The 25245-nt window shown below is 56.9% G+C and carries 21 protein-coding genes; 11 read left to right on the top strand and 10 right to left on the bottom strand.

The features are described from left to right. Positions 1–47 precede the first annotated feature (47 nt). Both MJ257_RS15115 and MJ257_RS15110 read right to left on the bottom strand, forming a co-directional pair. Complete coding sequence (locus tag MJ257_RS15115) at positions 48–890, bottom strand: aldo/keto reductase (RefSeq protein WP_240270016.1); 843 nt, start codon at positions 888–890, stop codon at positions 48–50. Beyond that, complete coding sequence (locus tag MJ257_RS15110) at positions 887–2128, bottom strand: MFS transporter (RefSeq protein WP_240270015.1); 1242 nt, start codon at positions 2126–2128, stop codon at positions 887–889. Before MJ257_RS15110 ends, MJ257_RS15115 begins: the two co-directional genes overlap by 4 nt. Before the next feature lie 187 nt (positions 2129–2315). On the opposite strand from MJ257_RS15110, the gene MJ257_RS15105 reads away from it, so the two are divergent. From MJ257_RS15105 to MJ257_RS15065, 9 genes are all read left to right on the top strand, one after another. Then, positions 2316–2687, top strand: a complete 372-nt coding sequence (locus MJ257_RS15105) for a winged helix-turn-helix transcriptional regulator (protein ID WP_240270014.1) — start codon at positions 2316–2318, stop codon at positions 2685–2687. A gap of 42 nt (positions 2688–2729) precedes the next feature. Then, on the top strand, positions 2730–3431 hold the full coding sequence (locus MJ257_RS15100) for a response regulator transcription factor (RefSeq protein WP_240270013.1): 702 nt from the start codon (positions 2730–2732) through the stop codon (positions 3429–3431). Beyond that, entirely contained in the window at positions 3424–4533 is a 1110-nt protein-coding gene (locus tag MJ257_RS15095; protein WP_240270012.1) for a sensor histidine kinase, read from the top strand. The genes MJ257_RS15100 and MJ257_RS15095 overlap by 8 nt, the downstream gene beginning before the upstream one ends. Positions 4534–4631: 98 nt before the next feature. Further along, the gene (locus tag MJ257_RS15090) at positions 4632–5549 is read left to right on the top strand and encodes a carbohydrate ABC transporter permease (protein ID WP_240270011.1); all 918 of its coding nucleotides are present in this window, start codon (positions 4632–4634) and stop codon (positions 5547–5549) included. 88 nt (positions 5550–5637) lie between these two features. Further along, positions 5638–6492, top strand: coding sequence for a carbohydrate ABC transporter permease (locus MJ257_RS15085; RefSeq protein WP_240270040.1), 855 nt, complete (start codon positions 5638–5640; stop codon positions 6490–6492). 18 nt (positions 6493–6510) lie between these two features. Further along, complete coding sequence (locus MJ257_RS15080) at positions 6511–7650, top strand: efflux RND transporter periplasmic adaptor subunit (RefSeq protein ID WP_240270010.1); 1140 nt, start codon at positions 6511–6513, stop codon at positions 7648–7650. Positions 7651–7689: 39 nt separating this feature from the next. Continuing rightward, a complete protein-coding gene (locus MJ257_RS15075) occupies positions 7690–9009 on the top strand; it encodes an ABC transporter substrate-binding protein (RefSeq protein WP_240270009.1) in 1320 nt (439 codons plus the stop codon). Positions 9010–9196: 187 nt separating this feature from the next. After that, complete coding sequence (locus MJ257_RS15070; protein WP_240270008.1) at positions 9197–9553, top strand: PadR family transcriptional regulator; 357 nt, start codon at positions 9197–9199, stop codon at positions 9551–9553. Next, entirely contained in the window at positions 9531–10559 is a 1029-nt protein-coding gene (locus MJ257_RS15065) for an HAAS signaling domain-containing protein (RefSeq protein WP_240270007.1), read from the top strand. Before MJ257_RS15070 ends, MJ257_RS15065 begins: the two co-directional genes overlap by 23 nt. Positions 10560–10625: 66 nt before the next feature. Here the strand turns inward: MJ257_RS15065 and MJ257_RS15060 are convergent, their stop codons facing one another. The 8 genes from MJ257_RS15060 to MJ257_RS15025 form a co-directional block, all read right to left on the bottom strand. Further along, complete coding sequence (locus tag MJ257_RS15060) at positions 10626–11993, bottom strand: sodium/glutamate symporter family protein (protein WP_240270006.1); 1368 nt, start codon at positions 11991–11993, stop codon at positions 10626–10628. A gap of 12 nt (positions 11994–12005) precedes the next feature. After that, complete coding sequence (locus MJ257_RS15055) at positions 12006–13217, bottom strand: lysophospholipid acyltransferase family protein (protein WP_240270005.1); 1212 nt, start codon at positions 13215–13217, stop codon at positions 12006–12008. Positions 13218–13344: 127 nt separating this feature from the next. Continuing rightward, the gene (locus tag MJ257_RS15050) at positions 13345–15171 is read right to left on the bottom strand and encodes an S-layer homology domain-containing protein (RefSeq protein WP_240270004.1); all 1827 of its coding nucleotides are present in this window, start codon (positions 15169–15171) and stop codon (positions 13345–13347) included. A gap of 8 nt (positions 15172–15179) precedes the next feature. Beyond that, a complete protein-coding gene (locus tag MJ257_RS15045) occupies positions 15180–15398 on the bottom strand; it encodes an S-layer homology domain-containing protein (RefSeq protein WP_240270003.1) in 219 nt (72 codons plus the stop codon). Between the two features lie 207 nt (positions 15399–15605). Next, complete coding sequence (locus tag MJ257_RS15040; RefSeq protein WP_240270002.1) at positions 15606–17009, bottom strand: NAD-dependent malic enzyme; 1404 nt, start codon at positions 17007–17009, stop codon at positions 15606–15608. 3 nt (positions 17010–17012) lie between these two features. Next, positions 17013–18281: a Glu/Leu/Phe/Val family dehydrogenase gene (locus MJ257_RS15035; RefSeq protein WP_240270001.1), complete on the bottom strand. Its 1269-nt coding sequence runs from the start codon at positions 18279–18281 to the stop codon at positions 17013–17015. 703 nt (positions 18282–18984) lie between these two features. Continuing rightward, positions 18985–20556: an L-glutamate gamma-semialdehyde dehydrogenase gene (pruA, locus tag MJ257_RS15030; RefSeq protein ID WP_240270000.1), complete on the bottom strand. Its 1572-nt coding sequence runs from the start codon at positions 20554–20556 to the stop codon at positions 18985–18987. Positions 20557–20587: 31 nt separating this feature from the next. Beyond that, positions 20588–21502: a proline dehydrogenase family protein gene (locus MJ257_RS15025; RefSeq protein ID WP_240269999.1), complete on the bottom strand. Its 915-nt coding sequence runs from the start codon at positions 21500–21502 to the stop codon at positions 20588–20590. 229 nt (positions 21503–21731) lie between these two features. On the opposite strand from MJ257_RS15025, the gene MJ257_RS15020 reads away from it, so the two are divergent. Then, positions 21732–23564: a sigma-54 interaction domain-containing protein gene (locus MJ257_RS15020; protein WP_178022322.1), complete on the top strand. Its 1833-nt coding sequence runs from the start codon at positions 21732–21734 to the stop codon at positions 23562–23564. Between the two features lie 129 nt (positions 23565–23693). Continuing rightward, positions 23694–25112 (top strand): hypothetical protein, encoded by a 1419-nt coding sequence (locus tag MJ257_RS15015; protein WP_240270039.1) that lies wholly within the window; start codon positions 23694–23696, stop codon positions 25110–25112. The last annotated feature ends 133 nt before the right edge of the window (positions 25113–25245 follow it).

Raw genomic sequence — 25245 nt, 5'->3', positions numbered from 1 at the left:
CCGAAGGATCCAGCGGATCCACGGTATCTGCTCTTTTTTTGGCGTGTTTAGAAATCGAAGTGGTCGGGGTCCGGCCCGACGCGAAGGTTCTCGTTCAAGGCGCTGATCCGTTCCATATCCTCGGTCGTTATCGCAAAATCGAATACGTCCGCGTTCTCCGCTATCCGGTGCGGCTTGGTCGACTTCGGTATCGTGACCACGCCGTTCTGCAAATCCCAGCGGAGGATGATTTGCGCGACGGATTTCCCGTATTGGCGGGCAAGCTCCTGCAGGAAAGGATGATCCAGCAATTGCCCTTGCATCAGCGGGGACCAGGCCTCCATCTGAATGCCGCGCTCGCGGCAGAAGGTTTGCACTTCCCGCTGCGTCAGACGCGGATGGTATTCGACCTGGTTAACCATCGGCACGATCTCCGCGTCCGCCATCAAGTCCTCCAGATGATGGACCTGGAAGTTGCTGACGCCGATCGCTTTGACCTTTCCGGCTTTGTAGAGCGTCTCCAGCGCTCGCCAGGCGTCTTTGTATTTGCCCGCCACCGGCCAGTGGATCAGGTACAGGTCAAGATAATCCAGCCCGAGCTTTTGCAGACTGGTTTCATATGCGGCCAGCGTTTCTTCGTATCCGAGGTCGGCATTCCATACCTTGGAGGTGACGAACAGCGCCTCGCGCGGGATGCCGGTTTGCCGAAGACCCTCGCGAATGCCTTGCCCGACGCCGGATTCATTGCCGTAGATGGCGGCGGTATCGATGCTGCGATAGCCCTGCGCGATTGCGGATTTGACCGCATCTACCAGCTCTTGTCCTTCTTCGACCTGGAAGACGCCAAGGCCCAGCCAAGGCATCTTCACTCCATTGTGCAGCGTAGTGGTATCTTGTAAATTGGTGATCATAACACTTGAACCTCCTGTTGAGTTTGATGGGGAATGGGATGTTGAATTTGCGTCTCCTGCCGATCTTTCCTTTCCAAGGCGCGGCTCCAGCCGGTCAGCAGCACGGCGGCCGCGACCATCAGCGCGCCGATCCATGAGGTATGGATGAGGCCGATCGAATCGGCGATGACCCCACCCAGGTAAGACCCCAGGGCGATCCCGGCGTTAAAGGCCGCGATGTTGATCGCGGAGGCGACATCGACGGCGGACGGGACGAACCGCTCCGCCAGCATGACGACATACACCTGCAACCCCGGCACGTTCATGAAGGCCAGCAGCCCCATAAGGAAAATGGTCGCCAAGCCGGCGCCTTTGAACGGGGCCGTAAACAGCAAAGCGAGCAGGACGAACGCCTGAACGATAAACATATAAAACAGGGCTCGAACCGGCTGCCGATTGGACAGCTTGCCGCCCACCATGTTGCCGATGGCGATGGCGACGCCGTACACGAGCAATATGACGGCGACGGCGCTTTCCTTAAAGCCCGTAATTTCAAGCAGGATCGGCGACAGGTAGGTATAAACGACAAAGGTGCCGCCATAACCCAAGGCAGTGATTAAAAACAATAGCAGCAGCCGCCCGTTCGTCACCAGCTTCACCTGGTCGCGGAACGCGGTTCGCGCCCCTTTCCGCAAGCCGGATGGGACCAGCAGGCTATTGGAGACAAAGCCAAGCAGGCCCACGGCGACGATCAAGATAAATGCGGCCCGCCAGCCGAGCTGCTGTCCGACGAAGGTGCCGATCGGCACGCCGGTCACCGTCGCGACGGTCAAGCCGGTGAACATGATCGAGATGGCGCTGGCCCGGCGATGTTCCGGCACGAGGTCGGCGGCAATCGTAGAACCGATCGACATGAATACGCCGTGCGAGAAAGCGGAGACGACTCTAGCCGCGAGCAGCATGCCGATCCCGGTCGCCGCGGCGGCCAAGGCGTTGCCGATCATGAACACGACCATGATCCACAGCAGCAGCGTTTTGCGCGACAATCGCGCGGTCAAAGATGTGAGAACCGGCGCCCCAAAGGTCACGCCTAACGCATATAAGGAAACCGTCAGCCCTGCCGTGGTCGTGGAGATGTGCAGGTCCTCGGCGATCAAGGGCAGCAGGCCGACGCTGATAAATTCGGTGGTCCCGATGGCAAAGGCGCTAATCGCCAAGGCCAGCAGCGCCAAGATGCTTCTTCGTTGATTCATAAGCATTTCCAACCTCCCAAGATGATATGGTTTGAAGGTCGCCGCTGGTCTGCGGGGACTTGCGCAGAAGCGAGCGACAAATGCTATTATGGGAGATAGGGCTATTTTTGAGAAGTACGCACTTTGAAGTGATATAGGAACCAAAAAGTAGGGTAGGCACTTTTTTGTGCCTATGAAAAAAGGAGCAATGCACATGAAAGCGAAGAAATACAATATTTCCGTAGAGGCAACGCTGGAGGTGATCGGCGGGAAGTGGAAATGCGTGATCCTGTGCCACTTGACGCACGGCCGTAAACGGACCAGCGAATTAAAGCGCCTGATGCCCGACATTACCCAGAAAATGTTGACCCAACAACTGCGCGAGCTGGAGTCCGACGGCGTCATCCATCGGATCGTCTATCAAGAGGTTCCGCCCCGAGTGGAATACGAGCTAAGCGAATACGGGGAGAGCCTGCGCGGTATTTTGGATGCGCTGTGCGCCTGGGGAGAGCAGCATATCTGCAAGGTTTACGGCAACTATGACGTCCTGGATGAGAACGTGCTGAACGAACATTTGAAATCGTGAGCCTTCATCAGTTATGCTGTCCATGAAAAGGAGCGATGATCGATGAAACCCATCACGGTATTGATTGCGGACGACGAGGCGGAAATCGCCGACTTGATCGAGTTGCACCTGGCCCGGGAAGGATACCGCTGCCTCAAAGCGTCCGACGGACAGGAGGCGCTCGATGCCATCCGCACGCAGTCCGTGGATCTGGCGATCTTGGATATTATGATGCCGAAGATCGACGGGTACGAAGTGACCCGGCAAATCCGCGAGCAGCATCATCTGCCAATCATTTTTTTAAGCGCAAAAGCAACCGATCTAGATAAAATCACCGGCCTGGTTCGCGGGGCGGACGATTACATGACCAAGCCGTTTAACCCGATGGAGCTGGTGGCCCGGGTGAATGCCCAACTGCGGCGTTTCATCCAGCTGAATCCGTCGGTCGCTGCTCCGGCGGACGAGCCGGTGCTGGAGGCCGGAGGGCTCGTGATCCATCCCGAGCAGCGGACGGTGTTCCTGTACGGCGAACCGGTAGAGCTGACGCCCAAGGAGTTTGATATCTTAGTGCTGCTGGCCGGCCATCCGAAGAAGGTGTTCAGTTCGGAGCATATTTTCGAGAAGGTCTGGGGCGAAGCGTATTCCGAGGGCGGAAACACGGTCATGGTGCATATTCGGACCCTGCGCAAAAAGCTGGGGGAAGACCAGCACAAGAACAAGCTGATCAAAACCGTCTGGGGAGTAGGGTATACGTTCAATGGATAATTACGCGGACAAACCGAAATTTCGCAGTTTTCGCTTCCAAATGATCCGGCTGTTCGGGCTCAGCATGCTGCTGTCCGCCGGGACGACCTTTCTGGTTTACCTGGCGTTGCGGGGGTATTATCATACGCTGCTGCGCGAGGACCCGCTTTACGATGTCCGTCGGATCATGCGTGAGATCGGCGACGTCAACGTATTTTTGATTATTTTTATTCCGCTCTCGTTCCTATACTTCTATCTGCTTACCCGGCGTTACGTCGCTTATTTTCGGGAAATTTCCCGGGGAATCAATCAGCTGGCGGGAGGGGATTTCACCCACCGGGTCCATGTTCCTTCCGGCGACGAGTTCGGGGAGATTGCGCGGGACATCAACTTGGCCAGCGAGAAGCTGCAGCAGGCGGTGGAACGCGGCGATTTTGCCGAGAACAGCAAGGAACAACTGGTGCTGAACCTGGCCCATGATCTCCGAACCCCGTTAACCTCCGTCATCGGGTACCTGGATTTCATCCTTCAAGGGAAGGACTTAACCGCCGAGCAGATGAAGCATTACACTACGATCGCCTACACCAAATCGCAACGTTTGGAGAAGCTGATCGACGAGCTGTTTGAAATTACGCGAATGAATTACGGCAAGCTGAATATCCACCGCCGGCCGCTTGACCTGAACGAGCTGCTGGTTCAATTAACCGAAGAGATGTACCCGGTATTTGAGAAAAACGAGCTGACCGCCCGTCTGAAGACCGATCCGCAGCTGATGATCTCCGGCGACGGTGACCTGCTCGCCCGCGTCTTTGAGAACCTGCTGTCCAATGCCGTTCGTTACGGCAAAGACGGAGAGTACGTCGATGTCCGCGTGGCTCTGGACGGGGGAGAGGTCGTCGTGCGCGTCACCAACTACGGGGATACCATCCCGCCGGACGAGCTGCCGCACGTGTTCGACATGTTCTTTACCGGTGATCGGGCGCGTACGCACCAGGAAGGCAGCACCGGGCTTGGCCTGTTTATCGCCAAAAATATCGTGGAGCAGCACGAGGGCTCCATCTCGGTGCAAAGCGATCTCATCCGTACCGAGTTTGAGGTGCGCTTGCCGAAACTGATGAGTTAATTCCGGCTCAATTTAAGGAAAAGTTTAGATTTACCCCACTTTTGATTTTAACAGTCCGCCTTAAGCTTGAAGAGCAAGAACGGCAGGAGGATTGGGAAATGAAAAAGTGGGTTTTTTGGCGTGCGCCCAAAAGCCGGGCCCCGTCGGGTTTTGCAAGGTGGCGTCGCAGGGATGCCGCGGCGGCCGGGTTGTTTCTGGCCCCGAGCGCGGTCGGGTTCGCGGTCTTTTATCTGATCCCGTTTGGCATGAGTCTCTTCACCTCCTTCCAAAGCGGAACCTCCGGCGGAAGTTTCGTCGGCTTGGCGAATTACCGCGAGCTCCTCGCTAGTGCCTCGTTCCGGAAGGCGGCGGCCAACACGCTGTATTTCAGCGCGCTTGGCGTTCCGATACTGCTGGGCTTGTCGCTGGGACTGGCCCTGCTGCTGAATCGGCAGGTTTACCTGAGGAAATGGCTGCGCACCTCTTATGTACTGCCGCTGGTCGTGCCGGTGGCTTCGGTCATCTTCATCTGGCAGATGGTGTTTGATTGGAACGGGGTCTTGAACTACCTCCTCGGTCGTTTCGGTATCGAGCGCGTGGACTGGATGAAGACCAGCGCCGCCCGGTATGTCGTCATCGCGGCGTATTTGTGGAAGAACCTCGGCTACAACGTCATCTTGTTCCTGGCCGGCTTACAGCAAATTCCCCGGGACTATTACGAGACCGCGCAGGTGGAAGGTGCCGGGCGGGTGCGCCAGTTTTTCGGCATTACGCTCGTTTATTTGACGACAACGACGTTTTTCGTGACCATCCTGTCCATCATCAATTCGTTTAAGGTATTCCGGGAGACGTATTTGCTCGCGGGCGATTATCCGCATGACAGCATCTACATGCTGCAGCATTACATGAACAACATGTTCGTATCGCTGGATGTCCAGAAACTGACGGCTGCCGCGGTCCTAATGGTCGCCGCCATCCTGGCGATTGTTCTGGGCTTGTTCGGGCTGGAACGCCGATACCGGCACTTTATGGAATAGGGGGTCGGCTTCATCCAACCTTCTCGATCCTGAAAAGCCGAAGAGGACGCACATATAGGAGGTGTCGGGGGTGCAAGCGTTCAAAACGATGAAAAAGGCTTTGTTGACAGGGGTGTTGGGCGTATTCGCCGTGCTGCTCCTGTTCCCCGTCGTCATTACATTCACTAACTCGCTGATGAGCGAACAGGAGCTTGAAATTAATTACGGACCGATCGGAGAGCTGACGGCGGCCGCTTCGACCGGAGCCGACACCTTCGTTAACCTGAAATGGGTGCCGGATCAGGTGACCTTGGCGCAATACGGCCGACTGTTGGTGTATACCCCCAATTATTTGCTGATGTTCTGGCATTCCGTGGGGCTGGTCTTGCCGATCATCGCCGGACAGACGGCGGTGGCCGCGATGGCGGCTTACGCGCTGTCGAAACTGCGGTTTCGCGGCCGGGACGCCATTTTTCTGATCTACTTGCTCTCGATGCTGATGCCCTTTCAAGTGACGCTGGTCCCGAATTATCTGATGGCCGATTGGCTGGGACTGATCCACCGTCCGGCGGCGGTGATTCTGCCCGGCATCTTCGCCGCGTTCGGGGTCTTCCTGCTGCGCCAATTCATGCTGCATATCCCTTACGCCTATATCGAAGCCGCCCATATCGACGGTGCCGGCCATCTGCGGATCTTCCTGACGATCATCCTCCCGATGGTCAAGCCGGGAATTGCCGCGCTGGTGGTTCTGCTGTTCGTTGATTACTGGAATATGGTCGAGCAGCCGCTGATCCTTCTGGACCCGCTTCGGCAGCCGTTGTCGGTCTTCCTATCGAGATTAAGCGGCGAGTGGGGGACCGCCTTCGCCGCTTCGATGTTGTACATGTCGCCGATGGTGCTGCTGTTTCTATACGCCGAATCGTATTTCATCGAAGGCGTGCAGCTGTCCGGAATCAAGGGGTAGGAAGGAGAAAGATGCGTCATGGAATTCGAGAAAGATCAAACGGATCGCAAACGCAAAAAAATGATTTTTACCGCCTTTATGGCATTGATGGGAGGCTTGCTGTTTTTCACGTTTTTCAGCAACACGCTGCAATCCATGACCTTGCCGAAGGTCCGAACGAACCCGGCGGCGGCCAGCGGACTCACCTATCGGCTAACGGGAAGCGGGATTTTGAAGCCGGCGAACCCGGCAGGTTGGAAGGTCCGAAAGGTGCTCGTGAAGGAGGGCACCGCGGTTAAGGAGGGCCAGAAGCTTGTGTTATACGATAGCGCCGCCGCCGAGCGGGAATTGGAGGACGAGCTTGCGCAGTTCAAGAAACAACGAATCGCGCTGGAAACGATACAGGATCAGTTCATTGAGGCCACGGTAGGCGGCGACGAAACCGGACTCCGTGAGGCCAAGCGCGAGCTGGAAACGCGCAAGCTCGACCTCCAGGTGCAGGAGCGGAAAATCGAGGGGCTTCGGGAGCAACTAAGCCGCCAGCGGGAGCTTGTGGCCCCGTTTGATGGAGTGGTCGCGGAGGTGAACGCGGTGGCAGGATTGGCTTCCGCCTCCCTCCCGGACGTGGTGGTTTCAAGCGGCAGCGCGGGCTACCGTGTAGACATCACCGGAGATGCCGGGGTGATCGACCGCCTCGGGATCGCAACCGGCCAAGCGGTGGGGGTCGAGGTTGCCGCCACCGCCGAACGTCCGGCGCACCGGCTGGAGGGGACGGTCGAGGAAATCGCCAATGCGGACTCGCGGCTTGCCGATTCGGCGGAAGACGGTACCGGACCGGCCGCGGTGCCGCAAAGACGACTGCGCATCCAAGTAGCTGCTCCCGACCTGAAAGGGGGTGAGCAGGTTTCGGTCCGGCTGGAGCAGACCTCGTCCGAGCAGGGCTGGGTTGTTCCGAACGAAGCGATTCGCCGCGATGGCGATACGCGTTTTATTTTCAAAGTGGAGGAGCAGCGCGGGGCGTTGGGTAACGTATTCGTAGCCCGGAAGGTGCCGATCGAGATAATGGGAGCAAATGAAGAAGAAACGATGATTCCGGCGGACCTTCTCTATGAAGGAGAGCGAATCATTCTGGAGAGCAGCGAACCTTTGCAGGACGGCAACCGGGTACGTTTGCAATAGAAGATAGGCGAGAGAGCTGAAACATAGGAGGGAATACCCATGAAGAAACGGATGGGGAAGACGGTGATCGTGGCCTTGGCGGTTTCAATCGCTTTGGTTGCATGTAGCAGAGGGACGGAAAATGCCGGGAAGAAACCGGCCGGGGACGAGGGCAAAACCGTTCTCACCTTATCGGTTGAGGAGGCAACCCCGTTCTACGCGGCGCTGGAACGGAAGTTCGAGGCCGAATACCCGGACATCGATCTGACCCTTCAGGCGTACAAGCAAGCCGGTGAGGAATGGAAGGCCGGCGAAATCGAGGAATACCGCAAATCGGTCAACACCGCGCTGCTCTCGGGGCAGGGGCCGGACGTCATCGAAATGAGCAGCCTGCCGATCAGCGACTACGTTGCGAAAGGATTGCTTCAGAACATGGATGAGCTGCTACAAGGAGATTCGTCCATCAAGAAGGCGGAACTCCAACAAAATATCCTGGACGCCACGAGGGAAAACGGAGGTTTATATGCGATACCGGGCGGCTATTCCCTGAGGGCGTTCATCGGCAACGGCGAAGCGTTGAAAGGGGCGGACATCCGGGAGAAAACCTGGACCTGGCAGGATTTTGCCGAAATGGCGAAGACGTTGACGCAAGGGAAAGATAAGACCTTTGCAATGGCGGAATACCCGCCGGACATGCTGATGCAGGAAATAACGGTGGATAACTATAAGACCTACGTCGATCCGAACGCGAAGCAAGCCAAGTTCGATTCCCCGGAGTTCGTAGCGCTGTTGCATCAGGTGAAGCAGATGTACGACGACGGCGTGATGACTGAGGAATCGGCGGGGCCGGGGAAGCAGCTGTTTTATTCCGCCGTGCTGCGTGATCCGGCGGACGTCATTAACGTGCCTCACCAGTATTTCGAACATCCGATTTTCATGCAGAAGCCGCATAACCCGGATCAATCCGGCACGATGCGAATCATTCCTGCCACCCTGTTCGGAATCCGGGCGAAGTCGGCGGTTCCGGACGACGCTTGGAAGCTGATCCGCTTCCTCCTGTCGGAGGAGGTGCAGCAAATGCCGGAGCGCAGCGGTTTCTCGCTGCTTTCCTCGGTCAACGATCAAAGGCTGGACGAGATGCGGCAGCAGATCGCGGACGGCAGCTATAAACTGCCCGATGGAACCCCGGTCAAGGCGGAGGACGAGGAATTCAACCGTTTCCGACAGATGTTGGATGCGGTGGACCATTATTCGCCGCTTGACGCCAAGGTGATCTCCATTGTCGGCGAGGAATCGCTCGCTTTCTTCAGCGGGCAGAAATCCGCAGAGGAAGCCGCGAAGCTGATGCAAAACCGGGCAACGACTTTTTTGAATGAATAGAGTAAAGCTAGTTGACCGTTAAACCTGAACTCTGGAAGGTCCTGCCTCGTTATGAGGCAGGATTTTTTATTTTATATTAGCTGATGCCTATTGCTTGATGACAAACATTAGTGTATGATGCACAGTATAAGATATATTGTATGACACACAGTATACGAAAAACAGTATTAGACAACGAGGTGGAAAGATGAACGCCTTACTGAATTCATTGATCACGGAGCTCCGCCGCGGAACGTTGACCTTGGCGGTGCTAAGCCAGTTGCGGACGCCGCAATACGGGTATTCGCTGGTTCAACGGCTGGAGCAGTCGGGGATCGCGATTGACCAAAGCACGTTATACCCGCTGCTCCGCCGCCTGGAGAAGCAGGAACTCGTGACGAGCAGTTGGGACACATCGGAGAGCCGGCCGCGCCGCTATTACGTGCTGAGCGCTTTTGGTTTGGAGATTTTCGAGCAGTTGAAGCTGGAGTGGGAGAAGACCTCCCAGGAGCTATACACCTTGTTAAAGGGGGAGAAGGATGATGATTCCGTCGGATCTGATTGAGCTTTATGTATACGAGGTCACTCGCCGGTTACCGGAACGAAACCGGGAGGACATCGCGCTGGAGCTGCGCTCCACGATCGAGGATATGCTGCCGGAGGATTACGGCGAAGCCGAAGTGAAGGAAGCGTTAGCCAAATTAGGCGACCCGGCCATGCTGGCCGCGCAGTATCGGGACCAGCCGTCCTATCTGATCGGGCCTCGCCTCTATGACGCCTATATTCAAGTCATGAAAATGGTTGTTCCGATCGCGGTTGTCATTGCGCTGCTGTCGTTGATCGCCAACCAGATCATTACGTATTCCGGCGAAGAGGCACCGGTCCATGCCGCGACGAACCTACTCAGCAAAGCCATCGAGGCGGTGCTTGGCACAGGCCTTCAGGTCGCATTTTGGATTACCTTGGTTTTTGCCATTCTGGAACGGACGGGAACCGGCAAGGAACTGCCGCTGAACGGCAAATTCAAGGCCTGGACGCCGGATGATTTGAAGGATGCCCGCTACGTTCCCAAGGAGAAGCTCATCAAGAAAAGCGAGATTTTTATCGGTTTGATGTGGACGGCGATTTGGGGGTGCGTTTATTTTAATGCGGATCGATTGATTGGCGTGTATGAGAACGGCCGAATCGGTTTGGGTATGACGACTCCGGTCTTTAATCAGGAGGTGCTGATTTCCTATTGGCCGTTTATCGTGGTGATTCTCGTACTGGATGTTGCTCTGGCGATCTATAAATGGGTCGTTTCCCAATGGACGATGCCCATTGCGTTCCTGAACGTGGCCAACCACGTCCTTTCGCTGGTGGTATTCGGCGCCATGATCGGCAATGCGGAGCTGCTTTCCCCAGGTTTCGTTGCGAAAATGGAGGACATCTTCGGGTCGACAACATTGAGAGAGACCGGCTTCAGCTCCGGATGGATCATGTGGTTGGCGTTGTTCGCTTACATGTTAGCCGCAGCCCTCGATAGCTACCAGGGGTTCCGCAAAGCCAACATTTCCAAACCGGCGAAATAATGCCGTCAAGCAGAAATCCCCACTCTCTTGGTAAAGAGGTGGGGATTTTCGATTTGGGAGCCAGGCTTATGCCGTCGCTTTTCGGGATCGGTAAAGCAGCAAGCCCAGCAGGATGATGAAATACACGAATAAAGCGGCGAAGGTGTACAGGTACATCATCGGTTGATTTTGCAGGTACCCGACGATCGGGATGTTCAAAATCAACAGCAACGGGAACCCGAACATGATCGCGGTCGCGCTTCCCATGACCAGATTATCCGTCGTATTCGACTGGAATTTCGGATCGACGGCTTTGACGAGCGCCAGCCCGGTGGAAATTGTTCCGGTCAGCATACCGTAGAAACCGAGGATGTTCGGCAGTTTATCCTCCGGCAGCACCCGCGGCACCAACCAAACCATAAACCACAAGGTAACCAACCCGCCGACCGTCGTGAGGATAAGCACCGGCGTGAGATATTGCTTTAGTGAGTAAATCGAGATCGCGGCGATCGAGGCGGCGATCATGTAATCGAAGGAGAATCCCGAGATCCGCTGCAACAGGTAGTTGTTGGGGGAATGCTCCAATTGGAAGCCCGCTTGCTTCCAGCGGTTAAGAATCCACCGGAACAACATCGCATACAGGCTGCCGATCAAGAAGTGGAAGCCGATCAGCAACTGAGCCAGCGTTTCGCCATAGGTCCCGAGCGGGGTCAGTACCGCTTCCAGCCCGCGCAACGTCAAATACGTGACGAGATAAATGAAGCCAATCAGGGCGATTTGGTAGGTCAGCTTGTCGATCGCGTCGCTAAGCGGAATTTCGCCTTCTTCCGATTTTTCCGTGACCTCGGTCCGTTCCTTGCGGGAGTCGGATGCCGCCTGTTTAAATTTAGGATGGCGGATCAGGAAATTCATCAGGATGATCCCCGGAATCACGGCCCAGATGAAGCCGAACCCGGCGATCGTCAGGCCGAGGTTTCCGCCGCCTTCAAGTCCCAATGCCTCCCAGCGGCTGCCGATCGAATAGGCTTGTCCCGGACCTTGTCCGTAACCCAGGGGAAGCAGCAATCCGATACCCGGGAACATGCCGGGATAGAAGAACTCCGTCAGCAGCAGGAGCAGCCCGAACCCCACCAACCCTTGAATCAGGTAGGTCGAAACGATCAGCATCCCGGATTTCATTACCGCCGGACTGTTCGATACCTCCCGTTCTTTGAGGGAGAGGGCGATGAACCCGACGGCCATCAGGTGATAGACGAGTTGACCCAGGCGGTCGATATCGAATCGGAGCCAACCGAGCAGCTCCGGACCGACGAGCAAACCGAGGATGCCAGCGACCATGGAGGTCGGGACGATGATTTTGCGCAGCAGCGGAATGCGCGCTTTGAGGATCGCCGACACGACCATCAGCAGGGAGAGAAGCGTAAAGTCAATGACGAAGGACCATGAATTATCCAAAGGGTGTACCTCCTAGTTGTGCCGGGGTGTACGCTGTTCCAGCGCAGTGATAAATTTAAGCCACTTGTAGGCCGATGTTCGCGGCTGGTAAAACAGGAACCGATACAGCTTGTCCCCGCAATAAAATTCGAATTTGTGGTGAAGCTGCACGTTCAAGCCCTCCAGCTCGGCAAACGGGAAGGAATAGGCCGGTCCGGTCTCCCCCTGAAAAGTAAAGGAAGCCTCCTGATCGGCGTCCCATCGCAGCTGTCCCGTTCCCCGCGATTGAAAGGGCTGCTCTCCTTCCGATACATACATATGTACGGGATCGCGCATGACGGATTCCCAGGTGATCAACTGCTCGGGTTCTTGTACCGATTGGTTCAGGCGTTCCAGCTGCCAGCGGTTCCAGTCCCGCGTAGTGGTAAAACGCGGGGGATGGGTGAATTGGGCGAATGTGCCTTGCGGCGTGTAGCGAACGGTGTAACCGCAGGCCGTGCAACCGAACAGGTCTTGTTCGGAGCGGAGGCGGCCCGGCATCTCGCAGTGCGGGCAAATAAACAGCAGGCGCTCCAGATAATGAGCCGGGGCTTTGCCGTAGTAAGAGGCTCCGGTACGGGCTTGCCACTCTGAATCGTCATGCGCCAACGCCTCCGTCAGCAGATCGTGTATCGCTTCCGGCGTGTGGTTCGCGAACGTACCGGCCTCCCATTTTTTCACGAAGGATAGGCGTAGGGGACCTCTTCGGTGGCTCTCCGCCCAGCGAGGGAACGACAGGTGGCCGCCGGAAATGGTTGCGATGACCACCGGAAGATCCAGCATTTTCACCAGCTTGGCCGTGGAGTAAATCAGCGGTTCGGTCGTCCCGTCCCAGTTCCGGTTGCCTTCCGGGAACAAGCCGATGACCCTTCCGTGCTGCTTGGCCTTCAGCATGCCGCGGATCGTTCGCGTGTCGTTTTTATATTTCGTTTTGGGGATCGCCCCGGTATAATTCAGCAGCTTGGCGAGCAGCGGGTTGCGGAACAAGGAGGCTCCGGCAACGAAGCTGATGGGCTCGTCCACGTAGCAGTTGATGTACAGCGGGTCCCAGTTGGTGACATGGTTCGCCAAGATGAGATAAGGCGGTTTGAGGCCCACCGTATCATTCCGCTCGACTTTGATCCGGGAACGGCTCCGGATGATCGCGCGCGCCACGGACAACACCACCCGTTGCACGAGTTTTCCCGGTTTCTTCTCTATGCTCACTGGTTCACTTCCTGAAGAATGATTTTTCAAAAAACACATTAATATTGTTATATCATATTTTGGGAGGATTCGTTGGCGAGAAGTTCCGGGGCAGAAAAAAGAACGGCCGGGGGCCGTTCTTGGGGGGTTAGGGAATGTTGATTTCCACTTTTCCCACGTTTAGGTTCAGCGGAAGGTTAGCGTAATCCGTGCCGTTCAGCGCCGTAATGCGGAATTTTCCGGGGCTCTTGAAGTCGTACCTCGTCATCGTTTCCGGCTTGAATTGGATGCGCAATTGCGAGCTGCTCATTTTGCTTACGGTATATCCTACGGGGTCAATGCCTACCATATCTTCATCCGTTAAAAAACCGGAAGGAGAGTAAATCAGCAATGGACTGGATGGGAACGCCCCGCTTGGGAGTTCTTCGCTGAACGTTAGGGTGATGCTGCCTTCCGCGTTATACGTTGCATCACTTACAGTTGGCGGAGTTTGATCCGCTTTGATCATCAAGTCTTTACTCGCGATAAAGACATCAAGATCCAATAGTTTGAATGTCAAAGCCACCTCGTCATTTTCCTCCAGTGCTTCAAGCGGTCGAATCACCACACCCGTTGACGACGGTTCGATTTCAATCAGTGGCGATGCGCTTTCCAACCTAAGTGTCGCTACCTCGACGTCCGTTTCTGGGTCAAAAACGGAGAAAATATAGGTATCCGGGTGATATTCCAGCCTCTGAACGACATGATTTCGGGTCACTTTCAGAAAATCATGGATACTTCTTTGCGCATACTGGTAAGCCCCCGAGCCGGAATCGGTCAGCGTGATTTCGGCACCCGAGGCTAGTTCGCTATTTAGGACGAGCTTGGCTCCTTCCGTCAGCTGAAGTTCAAGTTCACTTGGCTGCACTTGGGTGCTTTTGAAGACGGAAATGGCTTCCCGGAGTGCGGCGGCTGCATTATTGAAGTCAGTGGGAGTTGAGGCGGAATTGTTCAAAATACTTTGTGCGGCCATAATGGCATGTCTCAACTCTAGAATGGCAACTCCCGGATAATTTCCGGGCGCTTCTCCTTCAACTGCGGTGTTCGCCAGCGTTTGGGCATCTACAACCAAGTCTTGCAGGCTTTTTTGCAAGACGACCGCCGTGGTTGGCGTTGAGACATTTCCGGCCGCATCAACCGCATAAGCCTTGTAATTCCCTTCCGGCAGACCTGAGGTGGCGATCTCCACGGCGGTGTTCGCGATGGCGATGGCCTTCCGGGCGACGCCTTCCGTTACCAATGCGTCCAGCGCCGACTTCGTCAGCGGGCTGTCGGCAGCTCGGACGAGATACACGTTCCCGGCTTCGCTGCTTTGAACGGACAAGCTCTGGCCGATCGTAACCGGAGATGCAGAAACCAGAGCGATCGCCGGCACCGTCAGATCGGGTTGGCTGGAACCGCCGCTGTTGCTGCCTCCGGAGCTTGGGCTTGGGTTGGACGGCGTTGAAACCGGAGGCTGGGCTGCAGGCTTGTCCGGCTCGGCTGGCGCGGGCGGCGTTTCTCCTGGGGAAGGTGTATTGCTGCTTTCGGTTGGTTTCTTCGTTTCCTCATATTTTTTCAAAAAATAATTGGCTACTGCGGCGACGGCCTGTCTTTCCGCGGTCCCGGTTGGGTTAAAGTTGCCGTCCGTCCCCCCGGAGAGCAGTTTGAGTTCCACCGCGGCTGCCACCGCATCCTTGGCATAATCGGAAATATTGCTTGCATCGGAAAAGGTCAGGTCGGCTCCTTTGCCGGTGGCATCGATGCCCAATGCCCGCACAAAAATAACCGCCATATCCTGCCGAGATAAGTTTTGGCCGGTTCCAAACACTCCGTCTCCGTAGCCGTTAATCAATCCGGCCTCTACCGCGGCTTCGACAAATTTATAAGCATAATGATCAGCAGGCACATCTCTGAAAGTAGCAGATGCCGGGGCTTGATCCATCTCCAAGTTCAAGGCTTTGGCTAGAATGATTGCGAAATCCTCCGCTCGATCTTCCCCGTGGGATCGAATTTCCCATCTCCTTTTCCGTTTAAGATGCCCGCGTTGACGAGTTCTTGAATGGCATCTTTGGCATATGAACCATTGATGTCCGTCAAGTCGGTGGCCGCTTGGGCAGGCAGCGCAATTGCGCTAAGCAGGGCGGCGCTGGTCATGACTTTGGCGTAAAGTTTTTTATTCATCAATACTCCCCTTTCCCTTTTCCCGAAAAATTTACAATGGCGTCGCGAGTTTTGTCTAAAATTAATATATATTAATTTCAAAATCATGCAATCAAATTTTGAACCATTTATCTGTGGGTATAAAAATGCCCTAGCTGCGAAGGGCAGAAGGGCAAGAAGGTCAAAAGTTAGGAAGCTAAAAAGACGAGGATACCCATTGATACAGGATCACCGGAAATCCGGCGGGATGCGCCGGGCGACGCCGGTGGCAATGGCCGCCTCGATGACGGCTTTTCGCACGAGCGGGACGACTTGATCATTAAAAATACTCGGGATGATATACTGCTCATTCCGTTCCTCGTCCGTGACGGCGGAGGCGATGGCTTCCGCTGCGGCCAGCTTCATTGCCTCGTTCACCACGCGAGCCCGGCAATCCAGCGCTCCGCGAAACACGCCGGGGAACACGAGCACGTTGTTGATTTGGTTCGGGTAATCACTCCGGCCGGTCGCGAATACGGCCGCATGCGTCAACCCTACTTCGGGATCCACCTCGGGCTGCGGGTTAGCGAGCGCAAACACAATGGGCTGCTCGCTCATGGACCGCAGGTGTTCGCCGCGAAGCAGGTTGCCTGCTGAGACGCCGATAAATACGTCGGCACCGGGCAGGATGTCCTGCAGCGAACCCGCTTGATCTTCCACCTGCGGTTGCTCTGCCAGCCACTGCCACATCGGATAGCGGTACGTTCCGCCACGGACGATCGCCCCCTCCTTGTCCACCGGGGCAAGCTTCGTCACGCCGGCAGCGAGCAGCATTTTGCAAATGGAGACACCAGCCGCACCGACGCCGCTCACCACGACCCGCACCTCAGATATTGGTTTGCCGACGACCTTTAGCGCATTAATCAACCCCGCGATTACAACAACCGCCGTTCCGTGTTGATCGTCATGGAAGACCGGGATGTCCAACTCTTCAGCCAGCCGCTGCTCAATTTCGAAGCACCGCGGTGAGCTGATGTCCTCCAGATTAATCCCGCCAAAAATCGGGCTAACCGCTTTGATCGTACGAATGATCTCCTCCGTATCGCTCGTATCGAGGCAGAGTGGAAACGCATCGACCCCGGCGAGCTGCTTGAACAGCATCGCTTTGCCCTCCATCACCGGCGCTGCTGCGTACGGACCGATATCGCCGAGCCCCAGCACGGCGGTGCCGTCCGTGATGACCGCCACAGTGTTGCGCTTGATCGTCAGCGAAAACGCCTTGTTCGGGCTCTCATGGATCGCCGTGCAGACTTTGGCGACCCCGGGCGTGTACACCTGCGACAGATCGTCGCGGTTGCGGATTGGCATCGTCGGCTCAATCGTGATTTTGCCGCCAAGATGCATGAGGAACGTGCGATCGGAGACGTTGATCAGCCGGACGCCATGCAGTTTGCGCAGCGCCTTAACGAAATCCGCTTCCTCCCGATCTCCGGTATCGACGGTAATGTCGCGCACCGAAGACCCTTTGGCCGAGGAGATGACGTCGATCGATGTAATGTCGCCTCCCGCACCGCTCACCGCAGCGGCGACATCGCCAAAGCTGGCCTTCTTATGGTCGAGCTCCAATCGGATAATAATTAAGGTACGTGCCATAACTTAAACCCACCCCCGCCATTTTACCGCCTCGGTCATTCGCTTCAGCCCAACGATATACGCGGCAAGACGCATGTTCACCCGGCGCGTCGCCGAGGTTTGATAGACCTTGTGAAATGCGTCCACCAGCAGTTGCTCCAGCTTCGCGTTCACTTCCTCCAGCGGCCAGTAGTAACCCTGATTATTTTGCACCCATTCAAAATAGGATACGACCACACCGCCCGCACTCGCTAGGACATCCGGCACAATCAGGATCCCGCGCTTGGATAAAATTTCGGTTGCCGCATAAGTCGTCGGCCCGTTGGCCGCCTCGACGATCAGCTTCGCTTGGATGTTTGGCGCATTTTGCTCGGTGAGTTGATTTTCGATCGCCGCCGGGACGAGGATATCGCATTCCTTCACGAGCAGTTCCGGATTCGTGATCCGGTTGGGATAGAGGTGCGTCACGGCCCCAAAAGAATCGCGCCGGTCCAGCAATTCTAGGATATCGAGCCCGTTCGGGTCGTACAGCGCGCCGCGCGCGTCGGCGATGCCAACGATGACGGCACCGGCGTCGTGCAGGAATTTCGCCAGGTAGCTTCCGGCGTTGCCAAAGCCCTGGATGATGACCCGCGAGCCTTCCACCTCCATGCCAGCCATCTTCGCGGCTTCCTTCAATACGATCGTGACGCCGAGGGCCGTCGACGATTCCCGACCGTAGGAGCCGCCAAGCACTAGCGGTTTGCCGGTGATGAAGCTGGGCGAGTCGAATTCGCGAATTCGGCTGTACTCGTCCATCATCCAGGCCATCACCTGCGAGTTGGTGTACACGTCAGGCGCTGGAATATCCTTGGTCGGCCCGACGATTTGGCTGATTGCCCGGACGTAGCCGCGGCTTAAAGCCTCCAGCTCCCGCATCGACATCGTCCGCGGATCGCAGGCAATCCCGCCTTTGCCGCCGCCGTAGGGCAGCGACACGATGCCGCACTTGATGCTCATCCACATCGACAAGGCCTTCACTTCCTCGGCCGTGACGTCGGGGTGAAATCGCACGCCGCCTTTGGTTGGCCCGATCGCGTCGTTGTGCTGGGCACGGTATCCGGTAAAGACTTGGACGGAGCCGTCGTCCATCTTCACCGGAATCCGCACGGTCAGCATCCGCAGCGGCTCCTTGAGCAAGTCGAACATCGCCGGCGGCTCGTTCATCGTCTCCAGTGCCGTCCGGATGACCTGCTGGGTGCCGGTCAAAACGTCCGTATTTTCCGAAAGTTTGCGTTTCCCGTTCATAATCATGGGTTACCCTTCTTCCGTCCCGTTTTGGGAAAATTGTTGGAGGTTCCGCAAAAAGTGATCCATCTAATGTGAAGTAGACCTGAGAACTACTGAGCCCTAATGAAGGCTTTCAGGGTCGCTTAGCTTTCACGTTTGTCGCAACGCTTAGATCAACATGCTCGCCGCCGTAGCTCTAACGCTCGTCACCTGACCAACAAACCCGCCGCCGTAGCTCTAACGCTTGTCACAAACCTTAAACTGGCTAAAATCGCCTTTTTGCGATTTTAACGCTGATCACGGAGCTTATTGCCCCATGTTGCAAGTGAAATCAGGTGTTTTCGCTGAAATAGCGTGGCTCAGCGTCGTTAGAAAATTTGTCGCATCGAAATTGGCTTAATAACGTTCCTCATCAGCGTTAGAGCGGGGTGGCGACTGAGTAGCTAGCAATTAGCGGGTAGACAACCAAGCGAGCAAGGTGCACCCAGCCCAGCAATCGCTAACCAAGCGAGCAAGGAGCGACCAACCAGTGATCCGCAATCAAGCGAGCGAGTGGCACCAGCCTAATGAACAGCGACCAACCGAGCGAATGTCCACCTGGCACAGTCATCAGCACCAAGGCGCTCCTACCAGCAACGCCCTGACCGGCGACCCACGCGACCGTGCAACTATATACGTCCACGCGGGCGGTACGAGCCCCTTTGGAGCCTGGTAGTTCAACGCTTCCTTACAATTTCCGCGAAGTCAGCTTGGCTTGGGTGAACAGCAGCAGGTAGTCGTACCCGCCGGCTTTCGAGTCGGTTCCCGACAGGTTAAACCCGCCGAACGGGTGGGCGCCGACCAACGCTCCGGTGCACTTGCGGTTGACGTACAGGTTGCCGCAGTGCATCGTTTCCAGCGCTTCGCCGATGCGGTCTTCATCCCGGGAAAAGAACGCCCCCGTCAGCCCAAACTCGGTGTCGTTATACATCGCGATCGCCTCACGCCAATCCTTCGCTTTACCGATGGCCAGCACCGGCCCGAAAATTTCCTCCTGCATGATACGGGCCTTCCCGTCAACGCCGGCGAAAACGGTGGGTTCTATATAATAACCGTTGCCCTCGGCCCGCCGTCCGCCGGTGAGCAGCTGCCCTTCCTGGTTGCCGATCTCGATGTAATCGAGAATTTTGCGGAAGGAAGCCTCGTCGATCACCGGCCCCACTGCCTTGTTGTGCTCGGGGAGGCCAACCTCCAGTTGCTTCGTTAAATGCACGACTTTCTCCACTACTTCATCGTAGACGGACTCCACGATCAACGCGCGTGATCCGGCGGAGCATTTTTGCCCCTGGTAGCCAAAAGCCGAGGCCACGATGGCCTGCGCAGCCGCGTCCAGGTCCGCAGTTTCGTCAACGACGATGCCGTCTTTGCCGCCCATTTCGGCGACGAGCCGTTTGATCCAGATTTGCCCTGGCGCCGGATCGGCCGCGAGCTTGCTGATGCGCAGCCCGATCTCCTTCGAGCCGGTGAAGCTGACAAACCGGGTTTTCGGGTGCGTAGTCAGGTAATCGCCGACCTCGGCGCCGCTGCCCGGAATGAAGTTCAGCACCCCGGCCGGTAGGCCGACCTCTTCCATCAGCGCAGCGAACTTGGCGGCAATGACCGGCGTGTTGGAGGCGGGCTTGAGCAGCACGGTATTCCCGGCAACGATCGCTGCTGAAGTCATGCCGACGCAGATCGCCAACGGGAAATTCCATGGAGGGATGATGACGCCGACACCCAGCGGGATGTAGGTCAATCGGTTTTGCTCCCCGGGGACCGGAGTCAGCGGCATCGTTTCGTTGATCTCGCTCAGGCGGATCATTTCCCGTGCGTAGAAATTCAGGAAATCGATCGCTTCCGCCGTATCGGCGTCGGCCTCCGCGTAGTTCTTGCCCGCTTCGAGCACCATCATGGCGGAGAACTCATACTTCCGTTCGGTCATAAGCCCGGTGGCCTTCAGAAGGTACTGCGCGCGTTCGCGGGGCGGGACTTTTTTCCACGATTCAAATGCCTCGAGCGCCGCCTGCATGGCTTGTTCCGCCAACTCCCGGTCGGCTTTGCTGACCCACCCGATCGTTTCATCGAGGTTACCGGGGTTGATCGAGTGAATTTTTGCATCCGTAAAAATATCCCTGCCGCCGATCTTCAAAGGAATCTCCCGACCCAGCTCTTCTGACTTCACGCGTGCGATCGCGGCTTCCATCGCCTGTCGGGCCGACTCCTGTCGAAAGTCGGTAAACGGTTCGTTGCGAAAAGCATCCAATTTAGCCGTTGTGCTCATGGGGCTGCTCCTTTACGAATGGATTTTTGAATTATTTAAATAAGTTCTTCAATACAAACCACACGTTAGCGGGACGCTCGGCGAGGCGGCGCATAAAGTAACCAAACCAGTCGCTGCCAAAAGGGACGTACACCCGCACCTTGTAGCCTTCGCGAACGAGCGCAAGCTGCAAATCCTCGCGAATGCCGTATAACATTTGAAATTCGTAGCGGTCTGGCGGAATTGCTAATTCTTGGATCGTTTGCTTGGCATAGTCGATGATCTGGGAGTCATGGGTCGCAATGGCGGCATAACCGCCGTTCTTGAGGTGGGCAGAGATGAGGCGTTTGAAATTCTCGTCGACATCCGGCTTGGCCGGATAAGCGACTTTGGGCGATTCCTTGTAGGCGCCTTTGACAAGGCGAAGGTTCGGTTTCAGAGCCTTGAGCGCTTCTACGTCGTCTAGGGAGCGATATAGGTAAGCTTGGATGACGATGCCCACGTTGTCGATTTGCTCGCGCAGCCGTTTGTAGAGGGAGATCGTTTTTTCGCACTGGGCAAAATCCTCCATATCGATGCGCACGAACAAGCCGTGCATCCGGGCCCGGTTCAGGATCGTGGTCAGGTTGCTCAAACAGACCTGTTCACTGATTCCAAGCCCCAGCGATGTGAGCTTCAGCGACAGATTGGCTTTCACTCCTGCTTCGGCGATAGCGTCCAGCGTCTTGAGGCACATCCGCGTAGACAGTTCAGCTTCGGCTTCCGTGGAGACGAATTCGCCGAGATGGTCGAGGGTGGCTTCCCGGCCGGTCGCATTTAACGCGCGAACGGCATTAATAGCACCTTCGATGGTCTCCCCGGCCACAAACCGGCCGGCGCCGAAGCGAAGTCCATATCGGCGGGCCATTCGGCCAACGGATTGGCTTTTGGCGAAGGATTGAAACAGAGTTCGGAGTAACGCATCCATAGGCATCCATCCTTTTCCATTTCTCATTGTACACAAAATATACAATATTTTAGATTTTTGAACAATATAAATTGAAAAAATGAACAAAAAAGTTTTTAAGTAATGATAAAGTGTTCAAAAATGAACAGTTATAAGAGGGTTCGCACTGGATCTTCGCAGCTGGAATATTGAACCTTGCCTGCTTTCGTGTTAGATTTACAAGTAAAATTTCATTACGCGTGAGGTAGTTATGTTCAATCATGAACGGATATCGTACCGGCGGGATCTGACCCGTTTCGGGCCGGAAGAGGAGAAAAGCGCGCTGCTAGCGGCGTTGCAAAGCGGGCGGTCGGCGGTCGTCGAGTTGAGCGGGACGCTGTATTTGTTGACGCCGGATGACGCTGGGCCGCTTGATGCCTTTGGCGGGGTAAGCATCGGTGAAGGGCTGCGGATTAGCGGAACGGGGTTCGCCGTTTCGGCCATGTTCCGGGAGTCGGAGATGGCGCTCCCGGTCAGCGAACTGGCGTCGCGGTGGTCCGGCGCGGATGCGAGCGGCCGGCCGGCGTTAGTGGTGAATGACGGACAGGAGCCTGTCGGTTACCTCCCGCTGGCCGACTTGCTGAAGATGGCGGCGAACCGGCAACAGCGGGCGGAGGCGTATTTCGACGCCCTGTTGGAGACGGTCAGCGACGCGGTGACCGTCGTCGACCGGAACGGAACGGTGATCGGCTGGAACGCGGTGGCGGAGGAAGTGTACGGCATCGCCAAAGCGGACATTGTCGGCCGTACGATTGGCGAGCATTTCGACCCCGATGCGCTGGTCGTATTGGGCATTCTGGATGAAGGCCGGCGGCTGCGCGGGGCTTACCATCGTCCGCGGGAAGGCACGCATGTGCTGATCAACGCGTCGCCGATCGTGGAGCCGGGCGGCGGCATTATCGGCGGCGTGGCGACGGAGCAGGACATTACGCATTTGGTGAAGCTCAACGACGAACTGACGGTGGCGACATCCCGCCTGTTCACCCAGCGGATCAACGACGAGGATCCGTTCGCCTTGATCAGCGGGCGCGGGGAAAGCATGGGCAAAGTGATCAAGCTGGCCAAAAAGCTCGCGGAAACCGACTCCGCCGTGCTGTTGATCGGGGAGACGGGCGCGGGCAAGGAGCAGCTGGCCAGGGTGATCCATCGGGCCGGCGCGCGGCCGGAGGGCCCGTTCTTGTCGCTCAGCTGCGGGGCCGTGCCGGCGGGACTGGCCGAGGCCGAGCTGTTCGGCTATCAGGGCGGCGCCTTCTCGGGACAGCCGTCGGGCCAAGCCGGCCGGTTGGAGGCGGCGGACGGCGGCTCGATCTTTTTGAATGAAATCGAATGCTTGCCGCTGGACGTGCAGGAGAAGCTGGCGCAATACATAAAGCGGCGTACGTTGACGCGGATCGGGGCTTCGGAGGCGGTTCCGGTATCGGCGCGGATTTTCGCGGCCACCAGTCAGGATCTGGAGCAACTCGTGCGGGAGGGCAAATTCCGGACGGATTTGTACTATGCGCTAAACGTGGTATCGCTGAAGGTGCCTCCGCTGCGCGAGCGGCGGGAGGATCTGGGCGCGTTGGTGCAAATGTACTTGCGTGTCTTTTCGCTGCAGTACCAGAAGCCGCTGCCGGTGGTTTCGCCGGAGGTCATGCTGGCATTCGCGAATTACGGCTGGCCGGGAAACGTGAGCGAATTGCGAGCGGTGATCGAACGCTGCGTGATCTTAAGCGACAACGAGCAAATCACGCTGGAGCACTTACCGGAAGCGCTGCAACGGCAGCAAGCCCAACTGGAATTCGCGGCGGCGGCTCACGCGGGCATGACGTTTGGCGGTGGCAATGACGGGTCCGGCTTGGGTAAAGGGACGAAGCTGTCCTTTTCGGAACAAGCGGATCGTCTGGATAAGATGCTGCGTCCGCGAATCACCCCTGAGGAAGAAATGGAACTCATGAAGGAAGCGCTGGAGCGCACGGCGGGCAACAAGAGCCATGCGGCCAAGCTGCTGGGCATCTCCCGCGGCACGCTCTATAAAAAAATACGCGACTATAATTTGGTATAGCTAACCCAAACTAGAAAATATTGCAAAATTCGACGCCGACCCTCAAGTTGCCTCGACATGGGCCGAACCCTTGCTTGGGCTCCTGCATAGCATATAGCACATTTGCAGGAAAAGGGGCGTGACTCCATGATAGGGATAGAGTTGTCGGCGATTCATTATGTATACCTGGCGTTCATCGTCTTGATTATGGCGTTGTTGATCAAGCGGCGCGATACGACGATGATTTGCGTGTTGGGGATATTTACGCTGGGGCTGCTGGCGACGGAGACGCTCAGCGGTTCGGTTTCGGGCATCTTCAACTCGTTTATTTATGCGACCAAAGAGTTAATGGGGACGATCATGATCATCTCGATCATCGTGGCCATGAGCCGGGTGCTGATTCGCACGGGCATCAACGAGACGATGGTTGCTCCGTTGACGCGGTTCATCCGAACACCAGGGATGGCGTATTGGGGCATCGGAATCATTATGATGGTGACCTCGTTGTTCTTCTGGCCCTCGCCTGCCGTGGCGCTGATCGGCGCCGTCCTGCTTCCCGTGGCGGCTCGCGTGGGGCTGCCGGCGCTGGGGGCGGCGGTGGCGATGAACTTGTTCGGTCACGGCATCGCCTTGTCCGGCGACTATATCATCCAGGGGGCGCCGAAGCTGACGGCGGACGCCGCGGGCTTGCCCGTGGGCAACGTCATGACGGCCAGCGTGCCGCTGGTCCTCGTCATGGGCCTGGTGAGCACGGTGACCGCCTATTGGCTGATGCGCCGCGATCAGCGGAACGGAACGTGGCGTGACGGCCTGGTGGCCGGGAAAGGCACGGGCGGCGTGCTTGGCGAGGATCTTCCAGCGAGCAAAGAGGACCGAGCGGCCATTTCCCCACAGGCGAAAAAATGGCTGGCCGTCCTGATCCCGCTGCTCTTCGCCGCCGACGTCGTCGCCATGTTCCTGCTGAATTTGCAGGGCGGCGACGCGACGGCGCTGGTCGGCGGCACGGCGGTGCTGATCCTGATCGGCGTGACGCTGCTGGCCCACCGGAACCGGGGCCTGGAGAAGGTCACTTCGTACCTGATCGAAGGGTTGACCTTCGGTTTTAAGGTGTTTGGCCCCGTGATCCCGATCGCCGCGTTCTTCTACCTTGGCGACGCCGCGTTTAAGGAGCTGTTCGGGCAGGTGCTCCCCGAAGCGTCGCACGGGATCGTGAACGACCTCGGCGTGGCGCTGGCCGACGTCGTTCCGCTGAACGGCATCGTCGGCGCCGTGACCCTCGCCGTCACGGGTGCGATCACCGGCCTGGACGGCTCCGGCTTCTCGGGCATTTCGCTGGCCGGCTCGATCGCCCAGCTGTTTGGCACCGCCATCGGCTCCGGCACGGCCGTGCTGACGGCGTTGGGGCAGGTCGCCGCCATCTGGGTCGGCGGCGGCACGCTGATCCCGTGGGCGCTCATCCCGGCCGCCGCCATCTGCGGCGTGAGTCCGTTCGAGCTCGCCCGCCGCAACCTGAAGCCGGTGCTCATCGGCCTGGCCGCAACCACCGTGGTGGCGATGTTTTTGGTGTAACGAGTTTTACCTTGCGAAGGAGGCGGGGATCCGCTTCCTTTTCTTGTATTTCAGCCTTGACTGGTAAACCAACCACCTTCTAATTAACGCCTCGGCTTATTGATTCGATAATGGGCCGGCATTATAACTAGTT

Origin of the sequence: Paenibacillus timonensis, from assembly GCF_022427145.1 — a bacterium.
In the GTDB taxonomy this organism is placed as follows: Bacteria; Bacillota; Bacilli; order Paenibacillales; family Paenibacillaceae; genus Fontibacillus; species Fontibacillus timonensis.
Note: the sequence above shows the minus strand (reverse complement) of the source record. Positions and strands in the feature narration are given on the sequence as shown.

Excerpts from the sequence above, each read along its gene's own strand:
- MJ257_RS15075 (WP_240270009.1), top strand. The coding sequence starts at position 7,690 with ATGAAGAAACGGATGGGGAAGACGGTGATCGTGGCCTTGGCGGTTTCA.
- MJ257_RS15070 (WP_240270008.1), top strand. The coding sequence starts at position 9,197 with ATGAACGCCTTACTGAATTCATTGATCACGGAGCTCCGCCGCGGAACG.
- MJ257_RS15090 (WP_240270011.1), top strand. The coding sequence starts at position 4,632 with ATGAAAAAGTGGGTTTTTTGGCGTGCGCCCAAAAGCCGGGCCCCGTCG.
- MJ257_RS15020 (WP_178022322.1), top strand. The coding sequence starts at position 21,732 with ATGTTCAATCATGAACGGATATCGTACCGGCGGGATCTGACCCGTTTC.
- MJ257_RS15065 (WP_240270007.1), top strand. The coding sequence starts at position 9,531 with ATGATTCCGTCGGATCTGATTGAGCTTTATGTATACGAGGTCACTCGC.
- MJ257_RS15095 (WP_240270012.1), top strand. The coding sequence starts at position 3,424 with ATGGATAATTACGCGGACAAACCGAAATTTCGCAGTTTTCGCTTCCAA.
- MJ257_RS15035 (WP_240270001.1), bottom strand. The coding sequence starts at position 18,281 with ATGATTATGAACGGGAAACGCAAACTTTCGGAAAATACGGACGTTTTG.
- MJ257_RS15080 (WP_240270010.1), top strand. The coding sequence starts at position 6,511 with ATGGAATTCGAGAAAGATCAAACGGATCGCAAACGCAAAAAAATGATT.
- MJ257_RS15100 (WP_240270013.1), top strand. The coding sequence starts at position 2,730 with ATGAAACCCATCACGGTATTGATTGCGGACGACGAGGCGGAAATCGCC.
- MJ257_RS15025 (WP_240269999.1), bottom strand. The coding sequence starts at position 21,502 with ATGGATGCGTTACTCCGAACTCTGTTTCAATCCTTCGCCAAAAGCCAA.
- pruA (WP_240270000.1), bottom strand. The coding sequence starts at position 20,556 with ATGAGCACAACGGCTAAATTGGATGCTTTTCGCAACGAACCGTTTACC.
- MJ257_RS15040 (WP_240270002.1), bottom strand. The coding sequence starts at position 17,009 with ATGGCACGTACCTTAATTATTATCCGATTGGAGCTCGACCATAAGAAG.
- MJ257_RS15085 (WP_240270040.1), top strand. The coding sequence starts at position 5,638 with ATGAAAAAGGCTTTGTTGACAGGGGTGTTGGGCGTATTCGCCGTGCTG.
- MJ257_RS15105 (WP_240270014.1), top strand. The coding sequence starts at position 2,316 with ATGAAAGCGAAGAAATACAATATTTCCGTAGAGGCAACGCTGGAGGTG.
- MJ257_RS15045 (WP_240270003.1), bottom strand. The coding sequence starts at position 15,398 with ATGAATAAAAAACTTTACGCCAAAGTCATGACCAGCGCCGCCCTGCTT.
- MJ257_RS15110 (WP_240270015.1), bottom strand. The coding sequence starts at position 2,128 with ATGCTTATGAATCAACGAAGAAGCATCTTGGCGCTGCTGGCCTTGGCG.
- MJ257_RS15115 (WP_240270016.1), bottom strand. The coding sequence starts at position 890 with ATGATCACCAATTTACAAGATACCACTACGCTGCACAATGGAGTGAAG.